Genomic DNA, 14,115 nt, shown 5'->3' with positions numbered 1-14,115 from the left:
GATGAGCGCGCTCACGAGCAAGCCGCACGAGATCGTCGAGCGGGCGCTGGAGCTGTCCCGGGCGGACGGATGTGTCGTCATCGCCGACGAGGAGTCCACCGCCAACCTGCGCTGGGCGGGCAACGCCCTCACCACCAACGGCGTCACGCGCGGGCGCACCCTCACCGTCGTCGCCACCGTGGACGGGCGGGAGGGCACGGCCTCCGGGGTCGTGTCGCGCTCGGCGGTGACCGTGGACGAGCTCGAGCCCCTGGTGCGCGCCGCCGAGGCCGCCGCACGCGGCGCCGGACCGGCCGAGGACGCGCAGCCGCTGGTCACGGGCGTGCCCTCCTCGCCCGACTTCACCGACGCGCCCGCCGAGACCTCGTCGGCCGTGTTCGCCGACTTCGCGCCGGCCCTCGGTGAGGCGTTCGCCCGCGCGCGGGCGGGCGGGCGGGAGCTGTACGGCTTCGCCAACCACGAGCTGACGTCGACGTACGTGGGTACGTCGACGGGGCTGCGGCTGCGGCACGACCAGCCGAACGGCACGCTGGAGCTGAACGCCAAGTCGCCGGACCGCACCCGGTCGGCGTGGGCGGGACGCTCCACACGGGACTTCAAGGACGTCGACCCGGCGGCGCTCGACGCCGAGCTGGCCGTACGGCTCGGCTGGGCCGAGCGGCGGGTGGAGCTGCCCGCGGGCCGGTACGAGACGCTGCTGCCGCCGACCGCGGTCGCGGACCTGCTGATCTACCAGTTCTGGTCGGCGTCGGGGCGGGACGCGGCCGAGGGGCGCACGGTGTTCTCGAAGCCGGGCGGCGGCACGCGCGTCGGCGAGCGGCTCGGCGAGCTGCCGCTGACCCTGCGCAGCGATCCGCACGAGCCGGGCCTGGAGTGCGCGCCCTTCGTGGTCGCGCACTCCTCGGGCGGCGACCAGTCGGTGTTCGACAACGGGCTGCCGGTGGCGGCGACCGACTGGATCCGCGCGGGCGAGCTGCACCGGCTGACGACCACCCGGCACAGCGCCGGGCTGACCGGGCTGCCGGTGGCGCCCGCGATCGGCAACCTGGTCCTGGACGGCGGCACCGACCGCTCCCTGGAGGAGATGGTCGCGTCCACCGGGCGCGGGCTGCTGCTGACCTGCCTCTGGTACATCCGTGAGGTCGACCCGGCGACGCTGCTGCTGACCGGGCTCACCCGGGACGGCGTCTATCTCGTCGAGAACGGCGAGGTCGTCGGCGAGGTGAACAACTTCCGGTTCAACGAGTCGCCGGTGGATCTGCTGGGCCGGGCCGCGGAGGCCGGGCGCACGGAGAAGACGCTGCCCAGGGAGTGGGGCGACTGGTTCACCAGGGCCGCGATGCCGGCGCTGCGCGTCCCCGATTTCAATATGAGCTCTGTCAGCCAGGGCGTATAACCTCGTAGGCGGCTGTCACCCGACTGCCGAAGATCATGATCATGTAGGAGACACGAGAACCGTGACGGACATCGTCGACGAGCTGAAGTGGCGTGGGCTGTTCGCCCAGTCCACCGACGAGGACGCCTTGCGCAAGGCGCTCGCGGACGGTCCCGTCACGTTCTATTGCGGTTTCGACCCGACCGCGCCGTCCCTGCACGTGGGGCACCTGGTGCAGGTGCTCACCGTGCGCCGGCTCCAGCAGGCCGGTCACCGGCCGCTGGCGCTGGTCGGCGGGGCCACGGGTCAGATCGGCGACCCGCGTCCGACCGCGGAGCGCACGCTGAACCCGCCGGAGACCGTCGCGGGCTGGGTGGAGCGGCTGCGCGGCCAGATCGAGCCGTTCCTGTCCTTCGAGGGTGAGAACGCGGCCCTGATGGTCAACAACCTCGACTGGACCGAGGGCCTGTCGGCGATCGAGTTCCTGCGGGACATCGGCAAGCACTTCCGGGTCAACAAGATGCTGACCAAGGACTCCGTCGCCCGGCGGCTGGAGTCCTCCGAGGGCATCAGCTACACGGAGTTCAGCTACCAGCTGCTCCAGGCGATGGACTTCCTCCAGCTCTACCGGAGGTACGGCTGCACGATGCAGCAGGGCGGCAGCGACCAGTGGGGCAACCTCACGGCCGGCCTGGACCTGCTGCACCGCCTGGAGCCGGACGCCACCGCGCACGCCTACGCGACACCGCTGATGACCAAGGCGGACGGCACCAAGTTCGGCAAGACCGAGGGCGGCGCCGTCTGGCTGGACCCGGAGATGACCACGCCGTACGCGTTCTACCAGTTCTGGCTGAACGCGGACGACCGGGACATCTCGAAGTACATGCGCATCCTGTCCTTCCGCTCCCGCGAGGAGCTGGAGGAGCTGGAGCGGCAGACCGAGGAGCGTCCGCAGGCCCGGGCCGCGCAGCGCGCGCTGGCCGAGGAGCTGACCACGCTGGTGCACGGCGCCGACCAGACGGCCGCCGTGATCGCCGCGTCCAAGGCCCTCTTCGGCCAGGGCGACCTGGCGGAGCTGGACGACCGGACGCTGGCCGCGGCCCTCTCCGAGCTGCCGCACGTCGAGGTCACCGAGCTGGGACCGGTCGTGGACCTGTTCGCCGAGGTCGGCCTGGTCGCCAGCAAGTCCGCCGCGCGCCGCACGGTCAAGGAGGGCGGCGCCTACGTGAACAACGCCAAGGTCACCGGCGAGGACGCCGTGCCGGCCCGGGAGGACCTGCTGCACGGGCGCTGGCTGGTGCTGCGCCGCGGCAAGAAGAACCTGGCCGCGGTGGAGGTCACCGGCGCCTGAGCGTGCCTACGGCCCTCGCCCCGGTGGGGTGCGGGAGGGGCGGTTTCCGGTGCCCTGCGGCTTGCCGGAGGCCGCCCCTTCCCCCGTCGTGCGGGGACCGTGCGGGGCGTCAGGCCCGTTCGCGCCGCTTGTTGCCCCGCACCGCCATGTAGATCGCGTCGCCCACGGCGACGATGACGATCGCGGCCACCAGCTGGAAGACGTGCCGCCACCAGTCGATGCCGGAGGTCGCGTCCACGCCGGCCGCCCGCGCGATCGCGTTGCCCGCGATGGCGCCGAGCATGCCGAAGATGGTGGTCAGCCACAGGGGGCTGTGCTGCTTCCCGGGAATGATCGCCTTGGCTATCAGACCGAGCACGAATCCGACGATGATCGCCCACAACCAGCCCATGCCTGCCTCCTCATACGGCTCTACGCGAGCATTTCCGCCAGTCTTCGGCCGTACCGCGTACGGCGCATGCCGGGTACGGCCGAACGGGGTACCGGACTACGGAGCGCGGCGCATGCCGGGTGCGCGGTCCCGGGGTGCCCCGGTCTCGTAAGCGGCGCAGGTGCGGCGTAACGTGAGAGCTGTCCGGGACCGGTGTCCCCGAGCGGCCGCGGACGGGAGCGGGGCGGGGAGAGTCCGATGCGGGCGGATGGTGGAACCAGATGCGGAAGCAGAGTGCCGGCGGCAGTGCCGAGGTGTTCCGGATCACCGGAGCCCGGACGGGCCTCCAGGAGGACGTGCGCGGGCGGCAGCGCCGCTACATCATCTCGATGTCGGTCCGTACGGTGTCGGTGGTCCTCGCGGCCTGTCTCTGGAACGTGGAACGGCACGTCGCGATCGTGGCCCTGGTCCTCGGGGTGGTCCTGCCGTACATCGCGGTCGTGATCGCGAACGCCGGGCGTGAGAACGCGCCATCGTTGCCGTCGACGTTCGTGACGGCGCCGACGCCGCCGATGATCATGCCGCCGCGTGCCGACGACGGCTCGGCGGAATCCGTCCCGGAGGACGCCGTGCCCGGTCCGGCGGCGGGCACGGCGGGTGAGCCGCGCGGCCGGACGTGACCGCGGGACGCTCCCGGAGGCGAACGTCGATTCCGCGCCAGACCGAAGAAATGCTCTGATGAATCGTGTTGTTCCGGTGCCGGGTCATGGGTGACCCGTGACATACTTCGTACTCGCTCCGCATCCCCCGTCGGAGCGACGGACCGACGCCGGGCAGCTCCCCCCGTGGCTGCTCGGCGTCGCCTTTTTCATGCATGTTCCGTGGTGGTGACGCGGTCGCTCCCGCGGTTGGTCCCCCGGTTGTTCCGTAGTTGTTTCCGGTAGTTGTGAGACGAAGCTGTGAGTGACGAAACCACCCCGATCTGCTCCGCCAAGGGCTGCCGCGCCGCCGCCGGGTGGGTGCTGGCATGGAACAACCCGAAGATCCACACGCCGGAGCGCCGCAAGACGTGGATCGCGTGCGACGAGCACCGGGAGCATCTGTCCCGGTTCCTCGACGTGCGGGGCTTCCTGAAGGACGTGGTCCCGCTGGCCGACTGGGAAGCCTCCGCCGGTCCGCGGGAACTGCCGTGAGCCCGTCCTAGGAGCCCGTCCTAGCCTCCGATCGCCGACATCGGCCGGTCGGGCTGGACGAAGGCCGGATCGTCGAGGCCGGCGCCGGCCTTCTTGCCCCACATGGCCAGTCGCCAGATGCGGGCGATCTCCTCGTCGGGGGCGTCGGAGCGCAGGGCGGCGCGCAGGTCGGTCTCCTCGCGGGCGAAGAGACAGGTGCGCACCTGGCCGTCGGCGGTCAGGCGGGTGCGGTCGCAGGCCGAGCAGAACGGGCGGGTGACGGAGGCGATGACGCCGACGCGGTGCGGGCCGCCGTCCACGAGCCAGCGCTCGGCGGGGGCCGAGCCGCGCTCCTCGGAGCCCTCGGCGGTCAGCTCGAAACGGGTGCGCAGGGAGGCGAGGATGTCACCGGCGGTGATCATGCCTTCGCGCTTCCAGCCGTGCTGGGCGTCCAGCGGCATCTGCTCGATGAAGCGCAGCTCGTAGTCGTGCTCGACGGCCCAGGCCAGCAGGTCGGGGGCCTCGTCGTCATTGAGCCCCGGCATCAGGACCGAGTTCACCTTGACCGGCGTCAGCCCGGCCTCGCGGGCGGCTGCCAGGCCCTCCAGGACGTCCTTGTGGCGGTCCCGGCGGGTGAGGGTCTTGAAGACGTCCGGGCGCAGGGTGTCCAGCGAGACGTTGACCCGGTCCAGGCCCGCGGCCTTCAGGGCCGGTGCCGTGCGGCGCAGGCCGATGCCGTTGGTGGTGAGGGACATCCGGGGGCGCGGCTCCAGGGCGGCGACGCGCTCGACGATGCCGGCCAGGCCGGGGCGCAGCAGGGGCTCGCCGCCGGTGAAGCGGACCTCCTCGATACCGAGGGAGGTGACGGCGATGCCGATGAGGCGGACGATCTCGTCGTCCGTGAGCAGGTCGGGCTTGGCCAGCCACTGCAGGCCCTCTTCGGGCATGCAGTAGGTGCAGCGCAGGTTGCAGCGGTCGGTCAGCGAGACCCTCAGGTCGGTGGCCACTCGGCCGTAGGTGTCGATGAGCACGTGGGCCCCCTCCCTCGACGCGGATCGGCGGAGCCCTTCCACTTCTCTCCTCCGACATCTGCGAGCCTACGTGACCGGTCCGACATCGACAGCGGCCCGGATCCCACGACGTGCGACGCGGCCGCGTCGTAGAGATCTACGACGCGGCCGCGGCCGCGGTGGCCCGGTGCGGGGCCCGTGCGTGGCTCAGTGCGCTCCGGTGCCGGTCAGGGACCGGACCTCCAGCTCCGCGTACTTCGCCTCGTTGGCCTTCTCCTTGGACAGGATCGTGCCGAGCCAGCCCATGAGGAAGCCGAACGGGATGGAGATGATGCCCGGGTTCTTCAGCGGGAACCAGGCGAAGTCGACGTCCGGGAACATGGCCTTCGGGTCGCCGGAGACCACGGGCGAGAACAGCACCAGGCCGACGGCGACGATCAGACCGCCGTAGATCGACCACAGGGCGCCCTGGGTGGTGAACCGCTTCCAGAACAGGCTGTAGAGGATCGTCGGCAGGTTCGCGGAGGCGGCGACCGCGAAGGCCAGGGCGACCAGGCCGGCCACGTTCAGGTCGCGGGCGAGGGCGCCGAGCGCGATGGAGACGATGCCGATGAAGACGGTGGCCCAGCGGGCCGCCCGCATCTCCTCCTTCTCGGTGGCCTGGCCCTTGCGGATGACGTTGGCGTAGATGTCGTGCGCGAAGGACGAGGACGAGGCGAGGGTGAGGCCGGCGACCACGGCGAGGATGGTCGCGAACGCCACCGCGGAGATCGTGGCGAGCAGGATCGCGCCCCACGCCGAGTCGACGCCGCCCACGTGCAGGGCGAGCAGCGGTGCGGCCGTGTTGCCGGACGGGTTGGACTCGATGATCTCCTTCGGCCCGATGAGCGCGGCGGCGCCGAAGCCGAGCGCGATGGTCATCAGGTAGAAGGCGCCGATGATGCCGATGGCCCAGTTCACGGACTTACGGGCGGCCTTGGCGTTGGGCACCGTGTAGAAGCGGATCAGGATGTGCGGCAGGCCGGCCGTGCCGAGCACCAGGGCGATGCCCAGGGAGATGAAGTCGAGCTTGGTGGTGCCGCTGGCACCGTACTGGAGGCCGGGCTCCAGGAAGGCGGCGCCCTTGCCGCTGTTCTCGGCGGCGGTGCCGAGCAGGTCGGAGATGTTGAAGTTGAACTTCAGCAGCACCAGGAAGGTGATCAGGATGGTGCCGCCGATCAGCAGCACGGCCTTGACCATCTGGACCCAGGTGGTGCCCTTCATGCCGCCGATGGAGACGTACACGATCATCAGGAGACCGACGAGGGCGACGATGAGGATCTTGCCCGCGTCGGAGGTGATGCCGAGCAGCAGCGAGACGAGGATGCCCGCGCCCGCCATCTGGGCCAGCAGGTAGAAGATCGACACGACGATCGTGGAGGTGCCGGCGGCGGTGCGCACGGGGCGCTGGCGCATGCGGTACGCGAGGACGTCGCCCATCGTGTAGCGGCCGGAGTTCCGCAGCGGCTCGGCCACCAGGAGCAGGGCGACCAGCCAGGCGACCAGGAAGCCGATGGAGTAGAGGAAGCCGTCGTAGCCGAAGAGGGCGATGGCGCCGGCGATGCCGAGGAAGGAAGCGGCGGACATGTAGTCGCCGGAGACGGCGAGGCCGTTCTGGAAGGCGCTGAACGACCGGCCGCCCGCGTAGAAGTCGGCGGCGTCCTTGGTCTGGCGGCCCGCCCAGACGGTGATGCCGAGCGTCGCGACGACGAAGAGCGCGAAGAGCGTGATGATGAGCGGCCGGTGCTCGCTGGCCTCGTTGGCGGCGAGTTCGGCGGCGAGAACGGTCTGTGCGGGGCTCATGCGCCGCCCTCCATCCGGGACTTGATGGCCTCGGCCTTGGGGTCGAGCTTCGCGGCGGCGTACCGCGAGTACCACCAGGCGATGAGGAACGTGGTGACGAACTGGGCGATGCCGAAGACGAAGGCGACGTTGATGTTGCCGAACAGCTTGGTGCCCATGAAGCCGCCGGCGTAGTTCGACAGCAGCACGTACAGCAGGTACCAGGCGACGAAGGCGATCGTCAGCGGGAAGGCGAAGGAGCGGAAGGAGCGGCGCAGTTCGGCGAACTCAGCGCTCTGCTGCACTTCGGAGAACTCCTCGGCGGAGGGAAGTGGGCGTTCCTCTTTCGAGGGGGGTGGTGCGTCGGTGGCCACGGAGTCTCCTCGTACGACGGACATGACGGCTTGGACCTCGGTGTTTCACAGGGGCCTGGTCGTGCTCGGGCTCCCTGTCCAACGACACGGCGCCCCACGGGGACCGGTTCAACACCCGGAGCACTTTCCGAAGTCATCCGTGGCGGGTCATTGCTGGCCAGGGACTGCGGGGGATAACTTCGCCCTGCACCACTCCGTCATGTACCTGCCCGAGCACCACCTGTGTCTCGGGCCGGTTTCGTTTCCGGATGATGTGGAGACCCCATGGATCATCTGTCTTCGCCGCGTTCGTCGCGGTCCTCGCGTTCCAGACGGCGACTCGCCCTCGCCGTACCCGTCGTCCTGTCGCTGACCGCGTCGCTCGGCTTCCTGCCGGCGGCCGCCTCGGCCGCCCCGCAGGCGGACGCCGCCGCACAGGCCGCGCGGGCCGACCGGTCCGGGGACGCGCCCGGCCTGGCGTACGTCGTCAACACGAGGACGGACCACCGCACGATCGCGTCGGTGAAGCGCGCGATAGCCGAGGCCGACGGCAGCGTCGTGGCGACGTACCAGAAGATAGGCGTGATCGTCGTCCACTCGGCGAACCCCGACTTCGGTGAGCGGATACGGAAGGCGCGCGGGGTGCAGTCGGCGGGCGCGACCCGCACCGCGCCGCTGACCGCCGCCGGGACGACGGACCAGGGCGACGCCCAGGTGCTCACCGACGAGCAGGCCGCGAGGACCTCGAAGGCGTCCGAGGCCGCGGGGGCCGGCGAGCCGCTGGAAGCGGACCAGTGGGACCTGCGCGCGATAGGCGCCGACAAGGCAGCGAAGATCAACCCGGGCAGTTCCCGGGTCACCGTCGCCGTGATCGACACCGGCGTCGACGACACCCACCCCGACCTCGCCCCGAACTTCTCCGCCTCGCAGTCCGCCAACTGCGTGGGCGGCAAGGCGGACACCAGCGAGGGCGCCTGGCGGCCGTACACCGCCGACGACTACCACGGCACCCACGTGGCCGGTGAGATAGCCGCCGCCCGCAACGGCATCGGCGTCGCCGGTGTCGCGCCGGGCGTGAAGGTCTCCAGCATCAAGGTGAGCGACCCGGACAACGGGCTCTTCTACCCCGAGAACGTCGTGTGCGCGTTCATGTTCGCCGCCGACCACGGCGTCGAGATCACGAACAACAGCTATTACGTGGACCCCTGGCTGTACAACTGCATGGACGACCCCGACCAGCGCGCGATCGTCGACGCGGTCAACCGGGCCCAGTTGTACGCCCAGCGCAAGGGCACCCTGCACCTCGCCTCCGCGGGCAACTCCAACCACGACCTGGACGCGGACGCGATCGTCGACGACTCCAGCCCGAACGACACCACTCCGGTGACGCGGACCATCGACCCGCACGAGTGCTTCGACGTGCCGACCCAGCTGCCGGGCATCGTGACGGTCAGCGCGACGGGCGTCGACAAGGAGAAGTCGTACTACTCCACGTACGGGAACGGTGTCGTCGACATCGCGGCGCCGGGCGGTGACGCGCGCTACCAGATCCCGGACACGCCGTCGAAGAACGGCCGCATCCTGTCGACCATGCCGAACAACGAGTACGCCTGGCTCCAGGGCACCTCGATGGCCTCGCCGCACGCCGCGGGTGTCGCCGCGCTGCTGAAGTCGAAGCACCCGTGGGCGTCCCCGGCGCAGTTGCAGCGGCTGCTGAAGGCCCAGGCGGACAACCCCGGCTGTCCGGCCTCCTACGACCAGGACGGCGACGGCACGCAGGACGCCACGTGCGAGGGCGGCAAGCGGGTCAACGGCTTCTACGGCTTCGGCATCGTCAACGCGCTGCGCGCGGTGAAGTGATCCGCCCGTCCGGCTCCGCAGGCCTGCTCCCGTGTCCCCGTCACGCTCACGAAGTTCCTCGAAACAACTGGAGACATCGCACATGACAGCGCACCACCCGCGTCACCGCCGCGCGCTCGCGATCCCGGCCGGCATGGCCGTGGCCGCGTCCCTCGCGTTCCTGCCGGGCGTCCCGGCCTCCGCCGCGGAGAGCGCTCAGGCCTCTCCCGCGGTCGCGGCCGGCACGTCGTCGTCCCTCAGCCACGTCGTCAACGTCCGCCCGGGGCACGGCCCCTCGGCGCACGTGAAGCGGGCGATAGCCAAGGCCGGCGGCACGATCGTGACGTCGTACGACCGGATCGGCGTGATCGTCGTCCACTCCGCGAACCCGGACTTCGCCAAGACCATCCGCAAGGTGCGCGGCGTGCAGTCGGCCGGTGCCACCCGCACGGCGCCGCTGCCCTCGGCCGCCACGACCGACACGGGCGCGCCGAAGGTGCTCAGCAGCCAGGAGATCGCCGCGGCCGAGGCCGTCGAGGGGCAGGACCCGCTGCAGCCCCTCCAGTGGGACCTGCCCGCCATCAAGGCGGACAAGGCGCACGAGAAGTCGCTGGGCAGCGAGAAGGTGACCGTCGCCGTCATCGACACCGGCGTCGACGACACCCACCCGGACATCGCCCCGAACTTCGACCGGGACGCCTCCGTCAACTGCGTCTCCGGCAAGCCGGACACCAGCGACGGCGCCTGGCGGCCGAGCGCGGCGGAGAGCCCGCACGGCACGCACGTGGCGGGGGAGATAGCCGCCGCCAAGAACGGCGTCGGCATGACCGGGGTGGCGCCCGGGGTGAAGGTCTCCGGCATCAAGGTGTCCAACCCGGACGGCTTCTTCTACACCGAGGCCGTGGTCTGCGGCTTCATGTGGGCGGCCGAGCACGACGTCGACGTGACCAACAACAGCTACTACACCGACCCCTGGTACTTCAACTGCAAGGACGACCCGGACCAGAAGGCGCTCCTGGAGGCCGTCACCCGCGCCTCGCAGTACGCGGAGCGCAAGGGCACGGTCAACGTCGCCGCGGCCGGCAACGAGAACTACGACCTCGCGGCCGACGAGATCACCGACCCGTCCTCGCCGAACGACACCACGCCCGGCGACCGGGTGGTCGACCCGTCCGAGTGCCTCGACATCCCGACCCAGCTGCCCGGCGTCGTGACGGTCGCCTCGACCGGCGCGAAGGGTCTCAAGTCGTCCTTCTCCAACCACGGTCTCGGTGTCGTCGACATCGCCGCGCCCGGCGGTGACTCGACGGCATACCAGACGCCGGCACCGCCCGCCACCAGCGGTCTGATCCTGGGCACGCTGCCCGGCGGCAGGTGGGGCTACATGGCCGGTACGTCGATGGCGTCGCCGCACGTCGCGGGTGTCGCCGCCCTGATCAAGTCGACGCACCCGTACGCCTCCCCGGCCATGGTGAAGGCCCTGCTGTACGCGCAGGCCGACGCCACGCCGTGCACCAAGCCGTACGACATCGACGGCGACGGCAAGGTCGACGCGGTGTGCGAGGGCTCGAAGAACCGCAACGGCTTCTACGGCTGGGGCACGGCCGACGCGCTGGACGCGGTGACCCGGTAACCGGCACGAGCGCGTGGAGCGGGCCGGGGGCAGCCTCCCGGCCCGCTTCCGGCGTCCGGCGTCCGGCGTGATGCGCGCCGTGCGCGTTCACGAGGAATACGAGACCTGGATGCCCGAACCGGTCCGGCCGCGGTGGCAGTCGGCCCTGCGGTTCGCCGCGACCCTGGTGTTCTTCCCGCTGCTGTGCGCGGTGTGGCCGGCCGTCGCCGCCGTGCTCTTCGTGGTGGGTCTGTTCACCGACCTGATCACCGCGGTCGGCGAGGGCTTCGGGGACGGCTGCATGAGGTTCGTGGACGACACCCTGGGCGCGATCGCGCGGCTGGGCTCCTGGTGCGTGACCTGGCCGGAGCCGCGGCACGAGGGCGACGCCGAGTACTACAGGGCGCGCGTCGACAGGAAGGCCGCCCACTGGACCACCCGCGCGACGGACCCGGAGGGCGGGGAATCCCCCGTGGAATGCGGGATACCGCGTCGCGACCACCGTGGTGTGGGCGGGCGGTACGTCGCCGAAGCTGCCCTCGCCCAGGGGTGGAGCTGCGGCCCACGGACGTGCGCAGGAAGGTGCGGCTGGCGTGGCCGGCCGCCTCTGGTGCTGCCGGAGCCGACCCCGCACAGTACCTCCCATGAGAGGTGTCGAGCAGGTGTGGTCGGCGTTGGGCGGCGATCCCGCGCTGGTCTCCCGGGTGTCGGAGGTCGTACGCCGTGGGGCGCTCGGCGCGCGGCTTCCGGTGCGGGAGTCGGCGAGGGCCTGTGTCGGCGCGTGTGCGCTGGCCGCCGCCGAGCTGGGGGCGCGGCGGGCCGGCCTCGGGGAGGTGCCCGGGGTGCGGGTGGACGACGGGGCAGTCGCCGCGGCCTTCACCAGTGAGCGGCACCTGCGGGTCGGCGGGCGGGAGCCGGTGTCGTTCGCGCCGCTGTCGCGGCTGTGGCGGACGGCCGACGGGTGGGTGCGCACGCACGCGAACTATCCGCATCACCGGGAGCGGCTGCTCGGCGCGCTGGGCGTGCCCGAGGACGTGGCCGCGGTGGGGTCGGTGCTCGCCGGGCGGTCCGCGTGGGAGGTCCAGGAGACCGTGTACGCGGCCGGCGGGCTGGCCGTCGCGCTGCGGACGCCCGAGCAGTGGGCGGCGTCCGGGCAGGGCGGGGCCGTGGCGCGGCTGCCGCTGGTGGAACGGGGACGGCTGGACGCGTCGCCCACGCGCGCGTGCCCGTCGTCGGTCCCCGCGTCCTCCCCGCCGTCTCCCCTGCTGCCCGCCGCCGGGCTGCGTGTCCTGGACCTGACCCGGGTCGTCGCGGGGCCGGTCGCCACCCGCACGCTCGCCCTGCTCGGTGCGGACGTGCTGCGCGTGGACCCGCCGGGGCTGCCGGAGCTGTCCGACCAGCATGCCGACACCGGCTTCGGGAAGCGGTCCGCGACGCTGGACCTGTCGCGCGGTCACGGCCACGGGACGTTCGAGGAACTGCTCGGCGCGGCCGACGTCGTCGTCACCGGGTACCGGCCGGGGGCGCTGGACCGGTTCGGGCTGTCCCCCGAGGCGCTCGCCGCGCGCAGGCCGGGGCTGGTCGTGGCGCAGTTGTCGGCGTGGGGCGCCCGCGGGCCGTGGGCCGGGCGGCGCGGCTTCGACAGCCTGGTGCAGGTGGCCACCGGGATCGCCGCGGTGGAGGGGACCTCCGAGCGGCCGGGCGCGCTGCCCGCGCAGGCCCTCGACCACGGCACCGGGTACCTGCTGGCGGCCGGGGTGCTGCGGGCGCTGACCGAGCGGTCGTACGAGGGCGGCAGCCGGTACGTCCGGGTGGCGCTGGCGCGGACCGCTTGCTGGCTGACGGACGGGATCCGGCCGGATGCCGCGGACGGTGCCGGCGACGCGGCGTACCCGGGTCCGGGGCCCTGGCTCGCCGAACGGGACAGTCCACTGGGGCGGTTGCGGTACGCCCTGCCGCCGGTGTCCTTCACGGGCGGCCCGGCCGACTGGGCCCGGCCGCCGGGGCCGTGCGGCGCGGACACCGCGCGGTGGGTGTGACGCGTTCCTCATCCCTTCCCGGCCTCCCCGAACCGTACGGCGGCCGAAAACGTCCTCATGTACGGAATGCCGGAGCGCCAGTTGTTTTCCGGAACTTGCCCGGCTCTGGGGGAGCTGGTGAAGATCTCGAGGTGACCTTGACAAGACCTCCGTCCAGGACCGCCGACACCGGACGGCACACGCGGCCCTCCGGTACCGGCCGGACCGTGGCCGTGCTCGTGCTGGTGGTGCTGGCCGCCCTGATACCCGTCCTCGGCCCGTCCCCCGCCCTGCACGGCACCGGGGAGGACGCGGCGCCCGGCACCGGCGGCATAGCACTGCTGCGCACGGTGCTCTTCGCCGCGCTGAGCGTGCCGATCGGCGAGCTCTTCGTGAACCGGCTGGCCCGGTCGCTCCCCGACGCTCCCGCTCAGCGGCCCCGCGGCTGGTCGCCGTACGCCGCCGCCGCCGGCTTCGTCGCGGCACTCGGTCTGGCGTCGGTCGTGGCCACGGGCAATCTGGTGCCGGACAGCTTCGCCGACATCGACGTGGGCGGCCTCTACGAGTCCCGTGACGGCAAGCTCGCGCTCCTGGAGGTCAACGCGTTCCTCGCGGCCGGCCTGTGCGCCACCTCGCGCCGGCCGGGCCTCCAGGTCTGGCCGCTGGCCGCCGTGGTCGTCGCGGAGGCGCTGCGCGCGCACCCCACGACCGAGTACAGCCCGCTGATCGGCTCCGGTCTGACCCTCGTCCACCTGACGTGTGCGTCGCTGTGGGTGGGCGGTCTGCTGTACGCGCTGCGGACCCTGCGGCAGTGGCGGGGCGCCGAGGCGGGTCCGGCCCTGCTGGGTCTCTACGCGCGCGTGGCGGCCGTTCTGCTGGCGGCCATCACGGCGACCGGGGTGGGCAGTTCGCTGCGCCGGATGCCGCCGGGCACGATCGTGGACCAGCTGACGGACACGGCGTACGGGCGGGTCCTGCTCGCCAAGGTGATTCTCGTGGCCGCCGTCGCCGCCCTCGCCCTGTGGGCCAGGATCCGGCTGAGCCGCGCGGCCGACCCCCTGACAGCCTGCTCCCCCGCGCGCGCGGAGGTCGTCGCCCTGGGCGTGGTGGTCGCGGTGTCCGGACTCCTGACGGCCCTTCCGGTACCGATCCGGTGGTGACCCTCGTCCGTGACCTGCCGGACGACCGGCAGCG

General features: G+C 72.0%; 13 protein-coding genes. 8 read left to right on the top strand and 5 right to left on the bottom strand.

Going from position 1 to position 14,115, the window contains the following annotated elements:
• Position 1: 1 nt before the first annotated feature.
• Entirely contained in the window at positions 2-1,396 is a 1,395-nt protein-coding gene (locus tag ACZ7G3_RS11580) for a metallopeptidase TldD-related protein (protein WP_426599482.1), read from the top strand.
• Between the two features lie 61 nt (positions 1,397-1,457).
• A complete protein-coding gene (tyrS, locus tag ACZ7G3_RS11575) occupies positions 1,458-2,726 on the top strand; it encodes a tyrosine--tRNA ligase (protein WP_470924906.1) in 1,269 nt (422 codons plus the stop codon).
• 109 nt (positions 2,727-2,835) lie between these two features.
• Here the strand turns inward: tyrS and ACZ7G3_RS11570 are convergent, their stop codons facing one another.
• The gene (locus tag ACZ7G3_RS11570) at positions 2,836-3,117 is read right to left on the bottom strand and encodes a GlsB/YeaQ/YmgE family stress response membrane protein (protein WP_361737914.1); all 282 of its coding nucleotides are present in this window, start codon (positions 3,115-3,117) and stop codon (positions 2,836-2,838) included.
• Between the two features lie 260 nt (positions 3,118-3,377).
• Between ACZ7G3_RS11570 and ACZ7G3_RS11565 the strand changes: the two genes are divergently transcribed.
• A complete protein-coding gene (locus ACZ7G3_RS11565; RefSeq protein WP_426599484.1) occupies positions 3,378-3,776 on the top strand; it encodes a DUF3099 domain-containing protein in 399 nt (132 codons plus the stop codon).
• Positions 3,777-4,055: 279 nt separating this feature from the next.
• On the top strand, positions 4,056-4,289 hold the full coding sequence (locus tag ACZ7G3_RS11560) for a hypothetical protein (RefSeq protein ID WP_470924904.1): 234 nt from the start codon (positions 4,056-4,058) through the stop codon (positions 4,287-4,289).
• Between the two features lie 20 nt (positions 4,290-4,309).
• Here ACZ7G3_RS11560 and moaA read toward each other — a convergent pair whose 3' ends face one another.
• The 3 genes from moaA to ACZ7G3_RS11545 all read right to left on the bottom strand — a co-directional run bounded on the left by moaA (position 4,310) and on the right by ACZ7G3_RS11545 (position 7,473).
• A complete protein-coding gene (gene moaA / locus ACZ7G3_RS11555; RefSeq protein WP_426599486.1) occupies positions 4,310-5,299 on the bottom strand; it encodes a GTP 3',8-cyclase MoaA in 990 nt (329 codons plus the stop codon).
• A gap of 186 nt (positions 5,300-5,485) precedes the next feature.
• On the bottom strand, positions 5,486-7,120 hold the full coding sequence (locus ACZ7G3_RS11550; RefSeq protein WP_426599487.1) for a solute symporter family protein: 1,635 nt from the start codon (positions 7,118-7,120) through the stop codon (positions 5,486-5,488).
• Positions 7,117-7,473: a DUF485 domain-containing protein gene (locus ACZ7G3_RS11545; RefSeq protein WP_375922535.1), complete on the bottom strand. Its 357-nt coding sequence runs from the start codon at positions 7,471-7,473 to the stop codon at positions 7,117-7,119. Before ACZ7G3_RS11545 ends, ACZ7G3_RS11550 begins: the two co-directional genes overlap by 4 nt.
• A gap of 264 nt (positions 7,474-7,737) precedes the next feature.
• Here ACZ7G3_RS11545 and ACZ7G3_RS11540 point away from each other — a divergent pair, with 264 nt between their 5' ends.
• Together ACZ7G3_RS11540 and ACZ7G3_RS11535 are read left to right on the top strand one after the other, a co-directional pair.
• Positions 7,738-9,312, top strand: a complete 1,575-nt coding sequence (locus ACZ7G3_RS11540; RefSeq protein ID WP_470924903.1) for a S8 family serine peptidase — start codon at positions 7,738-7,740, stop codon at positions 9,310-9,312.
• A gap of 82 nt (positions 9,313-9,394) precedes the next feature.
• On the top strand, positions 9,395-10,924 hold the full coding sequence (locus ACZ7G3_RS11535; RefSeq protein ID WP_470924901.1) for a S8 family peptidase: 1,530 nt from the start codon (positions 9,395-9,397) through the stop codon (positions 10,922-10,924).
• Positions 10,925-11,011: 87 nt separating this feature from the next.
• Here ACZ7G3_RS11535 and ACZ7G3_RS11530 read toward each other — a convergent pair whose 3' ends face one another.
• Positions 11,012-11,161 (bottom strand): hypothetical protein, encoded by a 150-nt coding sequence (locus ACZ7G3_RS11530; RefSeq protein ID WP_470924899.1) that lies wholly within the window; start codon positions 11,159-11,161, stop codon positions 11,012-11,014.
• 386 nt (positions 11,162-11,547) lie between these two features.
• Here ACZ7G3_RS11530 and ACZ7G3_RS11525 point away from each other — a divergent pair, with 386 nt between their 5' ends.
• Together ACZ7G3_RS11525 and ACZ7G3_RS11520 are read left to right on the top strand one after the other, a co-directional pair.
• Positions 11,548-12,942, top strand: a complete 1,395-nt coding sequence (locus ACZ7G3_RS11525; RefSeq protein ID WP_470924898.1) for a CoA transferase — start codon at positions 11,548-11,550, stop codon at positions 12,940-12,942.
• A 131-nt stretch (positions 12,943-13,073) separates the two neighbouring features.
• Positions 13,074-14,081 carry a CopD family protein gene (locus ACZ7G3_RS11520; protein WP_470924896.1) on the top strand — a complete coding sequence of 336 codons (1,008 nt, stop codon included), beginning with the start codon at positions 13,074-13,076 and terminating at the stop codon, positions 14,079-14,081.
• The last annotated feature ends 34 nt before the right edge of the window (positions 14,082-14,115 follow it).

It is taken from the genome of Streptomyces sp. NPDC037271, assembly GCF_055603605.1.
Note: the sequence above shows the minus strand (reverse complement) of the source record. Positions and strands in the feature narration are given on the sequence as shown.

Coding starts and splice junctions, on each gene's coding strand:
- ACZ7G3_RS11580 (WP_426599482.1), top strand. CDS start 2: ATGAGCGCGCTCACGAGCAAGCCGCACGAGATCGTCGAGCGGGCGCTG.
- ACZ7G3_RS11570 (WP_361737914.1), bottom strand. CDS start 3,117: ATGGGCTGGTTGTGGGCGATCATCGTCGGATTCGTGCTCGGTCTGATA.
- ACZ7G3_RS11565 (WP_426599484.1), top strand. CDS start 3,378: ATGCGGAAGCAGAGTGCCGGCGGCAGTGCCGAGGTGTTCCGGATCACC.
- ACZ7G3_RS11550 (WP_426599487.1), bottom strand. CDS start 7,120: ATGAGCCCCGCACAGACCGTTCTCGCCGCCGAACTCGCCGCCAACGAG.
- ACZ7G3_RS11540 (WP_470924903.1), top strand. CDS start 7,738: ATGGATCATCTGTCTTCGCCGCGTTCGTCGCGGTCCTCGCGTTCCAGA.
- ACZ7G3_RS11535 (WP_470924901.1), top strand. CDS start 9,395: ATGACAGCGCACCACCCGCGTCACCGCCGCGCGCTCGCGATCCCGGCC.
- ACZ7G3_RS11525 (WP_470924898.1), top strand. CDS start 11,548: ATGAGAGGTGTCGAGCAGGTGTGGTCGGCGTTGGGCGGCGATCCCGCG.